The following is a 12,365-nucleotide window of genomic DNA, read 5'->3' as shown; positions in this document are numbered from 1 at the left end:
CCCCGCGGCTAGGCCACTTTTTCCATCATGTCGAGCGTCGAGGCGAGGCGTCGCTCCTCGTTGAAGTAGCGGGCCCGGTCCCAGAAGTGAGGCTTGCCGATGCCGGTGCCGACATGGCGACCGATGATGCGGCCGTTGGCGTCCTCGCCGTCCATCTCGAAGCGCATCAGGTCCTGGGTGACGATGACGTCGCCTTCCATGCCGACCACCTCGGTGACGTGGGTGATGCGGCGCGAGCCATCGCGCAGCCGCGAGGCCTGCACGATCACGTCGACCGAGCCGGCAATGATCTCGCGCACCGTCTTGGCCGGCAGCGTGTAGCCGCCCATGGCGATCATCGATTCCATGCGGCTCAGGCATTCGCGCGGCGAGTTGGCGTGGATCGTGCCCATCGATCCGTCGTGGCCGGTGTTCATCGCCTGCAGCAGGTCGAAGACCTCCGGTCCGCGCACTTCGCCGACGATGATCCGCTCTGGGCGCATGCGCAGGCAGTTCTTGATGAGGTCGCGCATGGTGATCTCGCCCTCGCCCTCGATGTTCGGCGGGCGGGTCTCGAGGCGCACCACATGCGGTTGCTGCAGCTGGAGTTCGGCCGAGTCCTCGCAGGTGATCACGCGCTCGTCGGTATCGATATAGCGCGTCATGCAGTTCAGGAGCGTCGTCTTGCCCGAGCCGGTACCGCCGGAGATGACGATGTTGCAGCGCACGCGCCCGATGATCTGCAGGAGCGTCGAACCCTCCGGCGTGATCGAGCCGAACTTCACGAGCTGGTCGAGCGTCAGCTTGTCCTTCTTGAACTTGCGGATGGTGAGCGCAGTTCCGTCGATCGCGAGCGGCGGCGCGATGACGTTGACGCGCGAGCCGTCGGGAAGGCGCGCGTCGCAGATGGGGCTCGATTCGTCGACGCGGCGGCCGACCTGGCTGACGATACGTTGGCAGATCGACAGAAGCTGCCCGTTGTCGCGGAAGCGGATCTCCGATTCCTGCACCTTGCCGGCCACTTCGATGTAGGTCCGGCCGGCGCCGTTCACCATGATGTCGGCGATGTCGTCGCGCGCCAGCAGCGGCTCCAGCGGGCCGTAGCCGAGCACGTCGTTGCAGATGTCGTCGAGCAGTTCCTCCTGCTCGGAGATCGACATCGCGAAATTCTTGATGGTGATGATGTCGTTGACGATGTCGCGGATTTCCTCGCGCGCGCTCTCCGTATCGAGCTTTGCGAGCTGCGACAGATCGATCGTGTCGATCAGCGCCGAGAACACCTGCGACTTGGTGTCGTAGTAGTCCTCCGTGCGCGGCATCTTCTTGCGCGCGATCGGCGAGGGCTGGTGGGTAGGAGGCGCGACCGCAACGGCCGTCTCCCGCACCGGTTCGGCCATGGCGGGCGCGGCCGCGCGCTCGACGGGAGCCGCCTGCGGCGGGTGGCCGGCGGGGCCGCCACTCTTTCCAAAGCCTTCGTTTCCGCGTCTACCGAACATGCCGTTTCATCCAGTCCTGTGCCGGCCCTTGCCGGGCGTCATTTGCGGCCGAGCATTCCCAGCATCTTGCCGAGTCCGCCCTTCTTGGGTTTCTTCATCGTGGCGCGCCCGGTGACCACGTGCGCGATCTGGGAGAACGTCTCCGCAGCCGGCGATTTCCTGTCCATCTCGGCGATCATCCGCCCGCTGTTGGCAGCCGCGCCGAACAGCTGGGCATCGAACGGAATGATCGCGATCGGCTGCGTCTCCAGCGGATCGCAGAAGTCGTTCGGGGCGATCTCCGGCCGCTTGGGCATGCCGACCTGGTTGAGGATCAGGTGCGGCGTGCGGTCGTTCGGCCTGAGCTTCTTCAGCGCGTCGAAGATGTTCTTGGCGTTGCGCAGGTTTGCAAGATCCGGAACCGCGGTGACGACAACCTCGTCGACCTCGGCGAGCAGGTTTCGAGTCCATTCCGACCAGGCGTGCGGAACGTCGAGCACGTTCACCGGCGCGCTTCGCTGCAGGACCTCCACCATCGGCTGGAACGAGCCGCGTTCCAGGTCGTAGGCGCGGTCGAGCGTGGACGGCGCGGCCAGCAGCGACAGGTGGTCGGAGCATTTCGCGAGCAGGCGGTCGAGGAAGACCTCGTCCAGCCGTTCGGGCGTGTAGACCGCTTCGGCCATGCCCTGGGCGGGGTCCTGGTCGAAGTTGATGTTGGCGGTGCCGAAGGGCAGGTCGAGGTCGGCCAGCACCACTTCCGTCGAAAACAGGTTGGAGATATCCCAGGCGCAGTTATGGGCGATGGTGGACGAGCCCACCCCGCCCTTGGCACCGACGAAGGCGATGGTGCGTCCCAGCGGTTCGGCCTCGGGATCGACGAAGATCGCCGAGACCGCGTTCAGCACCTCCCCCATGGCCACCGGCGCGACCAGATACTCGGAAATCCCGTTGCGGATCAGGTCGCGATAGAGCGAGATGTCGTTGTGATGGCCGACGAGGACGACCTTGGTACTCGGGTCGCAGACCTCGGCGAGAGGGGCGAGCTCCTGCAGGATCGCAGAAGGTTCGGTCGAGCTTTCGAGGATGATCAGGTTCGGCGTCGGCGCCGTGGTGAACATGTTCACCGCCGTCTGGATGTTGCCGCTGTTGATGCGCAGGCTGACCTTCGACATGCGGCGGTCGTTCGCGCATCGCTCCATCGTCTGCAGCATGCCGTCGCTTTCGCAGAAGGCGTGGATGGAGATGCGCGGAAGCGGGCGCACATGGTCGAGCTCGCCGGTGGCCGTACCTTCGTCGAGGGTGGCGTCGGAGGGTTGTCTCGCCTCAATACCGTACTGGATGCTCGTCATCGTTGATGCCCCGTTACTGTCTGGTCGGCCGTGCGCCGCTCCGTCAGTCGTCCGTTCCGTTTTCGCGATAGTCCTGGATTGCCGTCGCGCGGCGCTCGGCGTCGATCGGCGTCATGCCGCGCGGCCCGACCAGATCCATCGGATTGGCGATCTGCGCCGCCAGGTTGGCCTGCGTGGAGCAGCCGAAATTGTAGTACTGCTTGTTTTCCATCGTGTTCAGCGTCAGGTCTTCCGGCCACTGGCCGCAGGTGTTGGTCTTCGCCGTGGTCGCGATGAAGGCGAGCCTGATCGGGGCGGCGTCGCCCTGGCCGGCCGCGCCGTAGGCGGTCTCGATGATGAGCTTGTTCGGCACGCCCTCGCTCACCAGCGTCGTGCGGACCTGCTTGCGCAGTGCTGCGGCCGCGCCGGCATTGGCCGAGCCTTGCGGCAGCATGATCTGCACCGTGCCCTTGGACTTCGATTCGTAGTCCTGCGCGAAGCCGCGGATGTTGTCGCGCATCGCAAGGGTGAGCGAACGATCGCCCGAGGCGACGGGAACGTCCAGCGTATGCTCGGCCTCCGTCAGCACGATCGGATGCCGCGTGCGATAGTCGTCCGGGACCGACGATGTCGTCACCGCATCCTTCGAGGCGCAGCCGGCGAGCACTGCTGCGGCGAGGACGAACGTCAGCGGAAGAAGGCGATGGGAGACCATCGGGGCAAGCCTTTCGGAGGGGGGCTGGAAGCGTGTGCGTGCGGTCATGTCCGTTCCCCGATCACTTGTAGATGAAGCCGACGGCGCCGTTGTAGGTCCCGGCGGGCACGCCGGCCTCCTTGCGGCCGTAGATCTGGTTGACCCGGCCGAGGAAGAAGCTTGCCGCATCGTTCGTCGGGTTGAAGTTGTCGTCCGGCCGGTTCAGCGCGCTGCGGGCCACCGGGCGAACCAGGTAGGGCGTTGCGATGATGACCATTTCCGTCTCGTTGCGCAGGAAGTCCTTGGAGCGGAACAGCGTGCCGAGCACGGGGATCTTCGACAGTCCCGGAAAACCGGTCATGGCCTGGCGGATCTCTTCCTTGACGAGGCCGGCGATCACGATCGAGCCGCCGGAAGGCAGTTCCACGCTCGTCGATGCCTCGCGCCGCCGGATCGACATCGCGGTGACGGCGGGAATGTTGACGTTGCTGCCGGTATTGACGGCGCCTTCGAACGTCGGCTCGGACACCTCGGTTTCGACGCGCAGGCTGATGCGGCCGGCGGACAGCACCACGGGCTTGAAGTTCAGCCGGATCCCGTATTCGACCTCTTCGTTCGTGCGCGAGATCTTGCCGTCTTCGTCGACTTCCTGCTCCACGGGGCGCCAGAATTCGCCGCCGACATAGAAGCTGGCGTTTTCGCCGGAGATGGCCGTCAGGCTCGGCTCGGCGAGCGTCCGCATCACGCCGGCCTGTTCCATGGCGTTGACGTAGGCTGCGATATTGGTGCCGCCGACGGTGCCGGACAGGGCGGCATTGGCCGTCCAGTCGAGGGCGCCGCCGAGGTTGGAGGGGTTGCGGAAGGCGATGCCGCCGTCGCTTCCACTTACAGAACCGTTGAAGCCCAGCTGCTTCAGCACCTGGCGACTGACTTCGGCGACGGTGATCTTCAGTGTCACCTGGTCCTCGCCGTCGATCTTCAGCATGTTGACGACCTGCGAACGCTGGCGTTCTTCCCCGAAGATCGCGGCGTCGCCGTTGTTGCCCTGCGCCGTCACGGTGCGGGTGGTCGCCTCACCGCCGGTCAGGAAGATGTCGGCGAGACGGGCGGCCTGCAGCGCGTCCTGCGGCGTGCGCACGGTGCCGGTCAGCACGATGTTGTCGGAGATGATCTCCACCGAGATGGCGGAATCGGGGATGAACCGGCGAAGGTGATCCTCCAGCCCGGCGATGTCGCGTTCGACGGCGAGGTCGAGGCTGACGATCTCCTCGCCGTTCGGTCCGAAGATGAAGACGTTGGTCTGGCCGATTTCCTTGCCGAAGATGTAGATGCGCCGCGAGGTGCGGGTGACCGCATCCGCCTTCATCGGGTCTGCGACCAGGATGTCGTGCGCGTCGGTCGGCAGGTCGACGACGATCGCCTTGTTGAGACCGAGCTTCAGCGCCTTGCGCGCGCCCGGGCCTGTCTGGGTGATCCGGACGAGGCCGGTGGACGCGGCCTGCGCCATGTCGATCGCGGTGCCGCCGTTCACCAACGCGGCCGGCATGCCCGAGAAGGCAAGGCAGAAGGTCATCCCGCCGGCGACCGAAGCCCGAAATTTCTTTCCGATTCCTCGCACTGTGCGCTCCTGCTTCACTTGTTGACCGCGGGCGTGCCCGCCCGGACGATCTCGCCGGACTTGATGACCTGGATGATGGGCGAGCCTTCGCCTCCGCTGAGCAGGTAGTCGGCAGCCCGGGTGTCTTCTTCCTGTGCGTCGGCGACGCTGCGCAAGGCCAGCTGCAGCCGTTCGGCCATCTGCTGCGCAACCGTCATCACCTTGGACTGATCGGGCGTGAGCTCGAGCGTCGCCGTCGTTCCGACGACTGTCTTCTTGCCGTCTTCGCTTTCCTGGATCTGCTGGTCGATCGCCAGCACCCGCACGTTGCTGAGGATGGTCTCGGTGATCTTGGTGTCGTCGTCGCCCTCGCGCACCATGATCACGTCGACGCGATCGTTCGGCAGGATGAAGCCGCCTGCGCCGGTCGCAACGGAGATCTCCGTCGAGACAGCGCGCTTTCCGGCCGGCAGCAGCGACGACATGATCTTGCTGTTGGAATCGGCGATCTTCTCCTGGCGGATCGGCTCGCCGTTGAAGATCGGCATGCGCACGACCGCGCCGGCAAGCTTCTCCAGCGCGTCCGGGCGATTCTGTTCGGTGATGAAGCCTTCGACGACGTTGTTCTCCGGCCAGGCGCTCCAGCCGATCGCCTCACCGCTGAGGCGCGCGCCGATCGGAAGGCTCTGCGTCGCCACGAGCACGTTGATGGTCGGCTCCCGTTCGACGACGGGCTCACTTGCGACCGAGATCTTGTTGCCGCGGGCGAGTTGCAGGGCGAGATAGCCTGCAACGCCCGCCGACAGGACGGCGACTGCCAGAATGATGATTCGCGCCGGTTTCATGGTTGGCCCCTGGACGTGCGAGATTGCATCGTCACATTGCGCACCAATTGGTATAATTATGGTTAATGACTTGCTTATGAGCTTGGTTAACAGGCGCTTAAATGGCGGTGACTGTTGAGAGATGCCGTTCTGCTAATGCAATCGAAAGGCGAAGTACGGATTTTCTGTGGCAGCAGCAGCCGTGCATCCCGGACGGGCATGCGTCCTGCACTGACAGCGATCTTGGGGCGTGGCCAGTGCCTCCTAGTGGAGGCGGGCGAGGGCCGCCTTCATCAGCGGCGAGGCAGGGTAGGTGACGAAGGCGGCAATGCCGATCGCGATCCCGTAGGGCACCTTCTTGGCGGTCAGCAGGTGGTTCGGGACCGGCAGGCCGGTCGCCAGGATCGCCGGGGCGCGGGCGCGCATGAAGAGCAGCGCGAGCGTCAGGATCCCGCCGAAGATGGAAACCTGCATGAGGAAGGAAACGAGGGAGGGAGTCATGCCGAACCAGACGGCGCTCGCTGTCAGGAGCTTGGCGTCGCCCCCGCCCATGACGTTGAAGGCGAACAGCCCGAAGCAGACGCCGAAGACGGCGAGGCCGGCGAGAAGATGAAAGCCGATCTGGACCAGACCCAGCCCGGCGAGCGGCGCCACGACGATGAAAGTGGCCAGAAGGATCGCCGAGACGCGATTCGGGATGGTCATCGTGAAGAAATCGGAGAAGGCCGCAATCGCAAGGCAAAGCGGAAAGACGACAAAGATTGCTGCTTCCGTCATGGGGTTCTCCGGTGAAGCCAGGTGCGGCCGCTTGCGAGTGTGAAGCAGGTTTATGAACGGTCTCTAAACTAGAATGGCCGCCTTCCCGCGTAGGAAGACGGCCATTGCTGAGCCACGGGCCTCCGTGGACCTAGATCACGGCGTGCCGGCGGCTTCCGTGTTTGCGTCGTCCACTCGACCGGCGATGGTGTCAAAGGTCGTCGCCAGGTTGTCGCCGAGCGTGGTTGCAGCGGTGATGATGGCGACGGAGATGAGGGCGGCGATCAGGCCGTATTCGATGGCGGTCGCGCCGGATTCGTCTTTCAGGAAGCGAGCGAAGATCTTGGTCATGGGGTTTCTCCTATCCACGATTGTTGGTTCAGCACGTCCGACAACTGTTTTCCGTTGTTCGGATGACTGCAACCTACACGCGCCGCATTTCCGCCTGCTTAAGGAAGGCGGTTACCTTTCCGTTAACGCGGGCTGCCCGGTATTGTGGTAAACGAATGGGCAACGGCAGATTGTCGGATCGGGGTATGCGCGCGAATGCTGGAGAACGGTCGAATCCACGCGCATAGGCGTGCCCGGACCGGCGCAACCCGGATGTGTCGGCTCCGGCTATTCCTGGCGGCGTTCAGGAAAAGCTGCGCAACTTAAGGGTTCATTCACCATTCACGGCCATTCTGGGCCAATGCCGCAGCTTCAGGATATCGCCAGATGAGAACCGTCGGGACGTTCGCCACCTCCAAGGCCATGCGACTGGCCGTCGGACTTCTGCTTGCGCAGTTCTGCGTGGCGGTAGCCGACGCCCGCGCGGAAGACGGCGAAATGATGCGCGTCTACATGGATCACGCGCGCGTGCTGAAGCTCGACCGTCCCGTCAGCAAGGTCATCGTCGGCAATGCGGAAGTGGCCGACGCCACCGTTGCCGATGCCACGACGATCGTGCTCACCGGCCGGAACTTCGGCACCACCAATCTCGTCCTCTTGGACGCCGACGGCAACGCCATCGTCGACGAGCGCATCCTCGTCTCCATCGACGAGGGCAATACGGTCCGCGTATTCCGCCAGACCGAACGCTCGGTCCTCTCCTGCACGCCGATCTGCGAGCAGCACGCCAAGCGCGCCACCGGCACGGCCCCCTGACGCCTGGCCCCTGACGCCTGCCGCGTCCGAAATCGGGAAGCCGGTCGAATGCCAGCCTTCCCGCAAACGGAAAATAAACGGTCGATCGCATAATCTCGCGACTATGCGCCGTCGAACGGTCGATGCAGGACCGTCCGGACCGACGCTGGGGGAATGTTCCCTGCGCCCCGGAGGGCCGGGGTGAGGGCGGAAGGCGAATCGGATCCATGATGGGAACGAACAGGCGACATGGCGAGCCGACCGGCCGGTTGAGACGCTTCTTTGCGGCTCGCGAAGGCGCCTCCGCCCTGGAGTTCGCCATGCTCGCGCCCGTGTTCTTCGGCATCGTGTTTGCGATCATCGAGACCTTCGTCGCCTATGCCGCGGAGCAGGTTCTGCTCAACGCCAACGATTCGATGGCGCGCATGGTCCGCATGGGCGAGATCACCTTCGACATGGGCCGCCCGACGGACGTGGACGAAATAGAGTTTCGCGCCCTCTTCTGCGCGGAGTTGGTCGCCCTGCTGAGTTGCTCCGACGAGGATTCCGAGGTGGCTCCGCGTCTCTACATCGACGTGCGCCAACTGGCGAATTTCGGAGAAACCGCCGATGTCCTGGCATGCCCGGACGATGACAACTTCACGCCCGGCGGCAAGCAGACGACCAACATCGTGCGGTCCTGCTACCGTTGGCCGATCATCGTCGACTACCTGCGGCTGGTTTCGATGCTGCATGGTTCGTCGAGCAACACCATAGACGGGCAGAACCTGGTCGCCACGGCCGTTTTCCGCAACGAGGATTATCCATGAGGGCGCAGGATGCAGGACGCGTCGTCAGGGCCCTGGCCCCCTTTGTGCCGGCACCGCTGCGCCGGCTGGCGCGCGGGCGCGAGGGCGCCGGAGCGGTGGAGTTCGCAATTCTCGTGCCGTTGCTGCTGGTCGGATATATCGGCGCCTACGAACTTTCGGTGGCCATGTCGGTCTACAACAAGGTCGGCCGCACCGCTTCGACGATCTCCGACCTGCTGACGCAGAACATTTCCGTTGGAACCACCGAATTCGAAGATGCCCGGTTGGCTGCCAACACTATTCTTGCACCTTACCAGACCAGCGCCGAGCACCTCGGCTACGAGATCATCGGCATTCAGATCGACGATGCCAGCAATGCCACGGTCGCCTGGTCCCGCGATGAGAACGGCAACAAGGTGACCGACAAGCCAAAGGGAACACCGGTGGCACTGGCGGACGACATGAAGAAGACGAAGAGCTTCATCGTCATGACCACGGTGACGATGAAATACAAGATCGAGCTCGTCGAAAGGCTCCTGCCGTTGCGTGGATCTTCAAGGACAGAAATCCTGGATCCCACGCTCAGACGCACCAGCTACAGCCGCCTTCGCAAGGGTAGCGAGCTTTCCTGCAGCGCCTGCACCTGATGCTTGCATTTAGCGTCACCCCCGCCGTCCAGCCGGCGCCAGCCGGCGATTTTTCTTGAGCCTTCCTCCTTTTCCATGTCATTCCGGCAACGGGAGGATCGCTGTCGGCTTCGGATGACGCCTGAAGCCCGAAGGCCGCATGACGATTGCCTCCCGTTCGGCAGGCCCGCGCCAGGTGCACGGGATCGACAGGTGGTGCATGGCAAGAGCGTTTCTCTTCGTACTTGATTCCTTCGGCATCGGCGGCGGCCCGGATGCGGCAGACTTCGGCGACGACGGGGCCGATACGCTCGGCCACATCGCCGAATTCTGCGCCGCCGGCGCGGGCGATCGCCCGGGCCTGAGGCAGGGCCCGCTGAAGCTTCCCAACATGTCCGCCCTCGGGCTCCTGCACGCAGCCCGTGCCGCGACCGGTCGCTTTCCCGACGGCATGGACATCCCGCCCCGGGTCTTCGGCCAGCATGGTGCTGCAAGCGAGGTCTCCCGCGGCAAGGACACGCCGTCGGGCCACTGGGAGATCGCCGGTACGCCGGTGATGTTCGACTGGGGCTATTTTTCGGCCGACGGCGACGCCTTCCCGCCCGACCTGGTCGCCGCCATCTGCGAGGCCGGAGAGATTCCGGGCATCCTCGGCAACTGTCACGCCTCGGGGACCGACATCATCGCGAAATGCGGCGAAGAGCACATCCGCACCGGCAAGCCGATCTGCTACACCTCGTCCGATTCGGTCTTCCAGGTCGCCGCGCACGAGACGCATTTCGGCCTCGACCGCCTCCTGGCGTTCTGCCAGGCGGTCCGGGCCATTCTCGACGAGCGGCCGGGCGGCAAGATCGGCCGCGTGATCGCGCGGCCCTTCGTCGGCGAGACGCCCGCCGGTTTCGAGCGTACCGGCAATCGGCGCGACTATTCCGTTCTGCCACCCGAGCCCACCTTGCTGGACCGGCTCACCGAAGCCGGGCGCACCGTTCATGCCGTGGGAAAGATCGGCGACATCTTCGCCCACCAGGGGATCGGCCGGCTGACGAAGGCGAACGGCAACATGGCGCTGTTCGACGCGACCCTGCAGGCGATGGACGAGGCAAAGGACGGCGACCTGGTGTTCACCAACTTCGTCGATTTCGACATGCTCTACGGCCATCGGCGCGATGTGGCCGGCTATGCCGCAGCGCTCGAGGCCTTCGACCGGCGGCTGCCGGAGGTGGACCGCAAGCTGCATGCGGGCGACCTCGTCCTCCTGACGGCCGACCACGGCTGCGACCCGACCTGGCGCGGCACCGACCACACGCGCGAACGCGTGCCGATCATGACCTTCGGACCCGGCATCCGCTCCCGGCTGCTGGATACCCGCACGACCTTTGCCGATATCGGCGAGACCATCGCGAAACATCTCGGCATTCCTCCCGGCCCGCACGGGAGAAGCTTCCTGTGACGCGGCATCTGAAGAAGGCCGAGCTCCACTGCCATCTCGAGGGCGCGGTGCCACCGGCGCTGGCGCTGTCGCAGGCGATAAAGTACCGCGTCGAGACCGATGCCTTCCTGCGCGACGGTGCCTATGTCTGGCGGGACTTCACGACCTTCCTTGCCGCCTACGACGCCGTCGCAGGCCTCTTCCGTACCGAAAGCGACTATGCGCTCCTGACCGAGACCTATCTCGACGGGCTTGCGACCTCGGGTGCCGTCTACAGCGAGATCTTCGTCTCGCCCGACCACGCCGAGACCGTCGGCCTCGGCGCCGACGCCTATGTCGCCGGCATAAGCCGCGGCATCGAGGCGGCGCGGGCAAGGACGGGCATCGAATGTCGGGTGGTCGTCGTCGGCCTGCGCCACCGTGGACCGGAGCGGGTCGAATGGGCGGCCCGTTATGCCGCGGAATGCGGCAACCCGCTGGTAACCGGCTTCAACATGGCGGGCGAGGAGCGCCTGGGCGCCGTTTCCGACTTTGTCCGCGCCTTCGATATGGCCCGGGACGCGGGACTGGGGATCACGGTGCATGCCGGCGAGCTCTGCGGGGCGGCGAGCGTGCGCGATGCGCTCGACCTCATCCGCCCGGCCCGCATCGGCCACGGCGTGCGGGCCATCGAGGACCCCGCTTTGGTCGAGCGGCTGGCAGACGAGGGCGTCGTGCTGGAAGTCTGCCCGGGATCGAACGTGGCGCTCGGGGTGTTTGCGGACTTTGCCGCCCATCCGCTCCGCCGACTTCACGCGGCCGGCGTGAAGGTCACGCTCAACTCCGACGACCCGCCCTTCTTCCACACCTCCCTGCAACGAGAATACGATGTCGCCTGCGAGGCGATGGGATTTACGGACGAGGAATTGAACGGGATGACGAAGACGGCGATCGGGGCCGCCTTTGTCGACGAAGAGACCCGGCGCCGGCTCCTGTCGCGGCTTTGACCGTCGCTGCGGCTTGTCGATCGCCCGGCAACCGGGGATGAACGGCCGGCGCCCGATCCAGTCCCTTGCGGGACGAGGCGCGAATGTGGAAGAAGAGAAGATCAACGAAATCGAGGGAAGGTTTGGCCATGGACGGCGTCACAGTCATCGATCACCCGCTCGTGCAGCACAAGCTGACCATCATGCGCAAGAAGGACACCTCGACGGGCAGCTTCCGGCGGCTCCTGCGCGAAATCTCGACATTGCTCTGCTACGAGGTCACGCGCGACCTGGAACTGACGACCGAGCGGATCGAAACGCCGCTCCAGGTCATCGACGCACCGGTCCTCGAAGGCAAGAAGCTCGTCTTCGCCTCGATCCTGCGCGCCGGAAACGGCCTTCTCGAAGGCATGCTGGAACTGGTCCCGTCCGCCCGCGTCTCGCATATCGGCGTCTACCGCGACCATGAGACGCTGGAAGCCGTCGAATATTTCTTCAAGGCGCCCGATCTCCTGAACGAACGGCTCGTCATCGTCGTCGACCCGATGCTCGCCACGGGCAATTCGGCGATCGCGGCGATCGAGAAGCTGAAGGAGCGCGGCGCCACCAACATCCGCTTCCTCTGCCTGCTGGCGGCCCCCGAGGGCATCCGCAATTTCCGCTCCGCCCATCCCGACGTCAGGGTCTATACGGCTTCGATCGACAGCCACCTGAACGACAAGGGATACATCATGCCCGGCCTCGGCGATGCCGGCGACCGCATGTACGGAACGAAGTAG

At 64.9% G+C, this 12,365-nt stretch carries 13 protein-coding genes; 6 read left to right on the top strand and 7 right to left on the bottom strand.

What is annotated here, in order from left to right:
• Positions 1-8: 8 nt before the first annotated feature.
• The 7 genes from GGQ64_RS08510 to GGQ64_RS08480 form a co-directional block, all read right to left on the bottom strand.
• Positions 9-1,475, bottom strand: coding sequence for a TadA family conjugal transfer-associated ATPase (locus GGQ64_RS08510; protein WP_183802081.1), 1,467 nt, complete (start codon positions 1,473-1,475; stop codon positions 9-11).
• 38 nt (positions 1,476-1,513) lie between these two features.
• Positions 1,514-2,803 carry a CpaE/TadZ family protein gene (locus tag GGQ64_RS08505; protein ID WP_183802078.1) on the bottom strand — a complete coding sequence of 430 codons (1,290 nt, stop codon included), beginning with the start codon at positions 2,801-2,803 and terminating at the stop codon, positions 1,514-1,516.
• A 43-nt stretch (positions 2,804-2,846) separates the two neighbouring features.
• The gene (locus tag GGQ64_RS08500; RefSeq protein ID WP_183802075.1) at positions 2,847-3,545 is read right to left on the bottom strand and encodes a CpaD family pilus assembly protein; all 699 of its coding nucleotides are present in this window, start codon (positions 3,543-3,545) and stop codon (positions 2,847-2,849) included.
• A gap of 13 nt (positions 3,546-3,558) precedes the next feature.
• Positions 3,559-5,094, bottom strand: coding sequence for a pilus assembly protein N-terminal domain-containing protein (locus GGQ64_RS08495; protein WP_183802071.1), 1,536 nt, complete (start codon positions 5,092-5,094; stop codon positions 3,559-3,561).
• Between the two features lie 14 nt (positions 5,095-5,108).
• Entirely contained in the window at positions 5,109-5,918 is an 810-nt protein-coding gene (gene cpaB / locus GGQ64_RS08490) for a Flp pilus assembly protein CpaB (RefSeq protein WP_183802068.1), read from the bottom strand.
• Between the two features lie 243 nt (positions 5,919-6,161).
• A complete protein-coding gene (locus GGQ64_RS08485; protein WP_183802065.1) occupies positions 6,162-6,674 on the bottom strand; it encodes an A24 family peptidase in 513 nt (170 codons plus the stop codon).
• Positions 6,675-6,809: 135 nt separating this feature from the next.
• The gene (locus GGQ64_RS08480) at positions 6,810-7,004 is read right to left on the bottom strand and encodes a Flp family type IVb pilin (RefSeq protein WP_183802061.1); all 195 of its coding nucleotides are present in this window, start codon (positions 7,002-7,004) and stop codon (positions 6,810-6,812) included.
• 402 nt (positions 7,005-7,406) lie between these two features.
• Here GGQ64_RS08480 and GGQ64_RS08475 point away from each other — a divergent pair, with 402 nt between their 5' ends.
• The 6 genes from GGQ64_RS08475 (at position 7,407) to upp (ending at position 12,365) form a co-directional block, all read left to right on the top strand.
• Positions 7,407-7,799, top strand: coding sequence for a pilus assembly protein N-terminal domain-containing protein (locus tag GGQ64_RS08475; RefSeq protein WP_183802619.1), 393 nt, complete (start codon positions 7,407-7,409; stop codon positions 7,797-7,799).
• A gap of 206 nt (positions 7,800-8,005) precedes the next feature.
• Positions 8,006-8,587 carry a TadE/TadG family type IV pilus assembly protein gene (locus tag GGQ64_RS08470; RefSeq protein ID WP_210300191.1) on the top strand — a complete coding sequence of 194 codons (582 nt, stop codon included), beginning with the start codon at positions 8,006-8,008 and terminating at the stop codon, positions 8,585-8,587.
• Complete coding sequence (locus tag GGQ64_RS08465) at positions 8,584-9,213, top strand: TadE/TadG family type IV pilus assembly protein (protein ID WP_183802055.1); 630 nt, start codon at positions 8,584-8,586, stop codon at positions 9,211-9,213. Before GGQ64_RS08470 ends, GGQ64_RS08465 begins: the two co-directional genes overlap by 4 nt.
• Positions 9,214-9,412: 199 nt before the next feature.
• A complete protein-coding gene (locus GGQ64_RS08460; RefSeq protein WP_183802616.1) occupies positions 9,413-10,642 on the top strand; it encodes a phosphopentomutase in 1,230 nt (409 codons plus the stop codon).
• The gene (locus tag GGQ64_RS08455; protein WP_183802052.1) at positions 10,639-11,607 is read left to right on the top strand and encodes an adenosine deaminase; all 969 of its coding nucleotides are present in this window, start codon (positions 10,639-10,641) and stop codon (positions 11,605-11,607) included. Before GGQ64_RS08460 ends, GGQ64_RS08455 begins: the two co-directional genes overlap by 4 nt.
• A gap of 128 nt (positions 11,608-11,735) precedes the next feature.
• Complete coding sequence (upp, locus tag GGQ64_RS08450) at positions 11,736-12,365, top strand: uracil phosphoribosyltransferase (protein WP_112594501.1); 630 nt, start codon at positions 11,736-11,738, stop codon at positions 12,363-12,365.

Origin of the sequence: Mycoplana azooxidifex, assembly GCF_014196765.1 — a bacterium.
Classification (GTDB): domain Bacteria; phylum Pseudomonadota; class Alphaproteobacteria; order Rhizobiales; family Rhizobiaceae; genus Mycoplana; species Mycoplana azooxidifex.
This window is presented reverse-complemented; position numbering and strand designations above follow the sequence as displayed.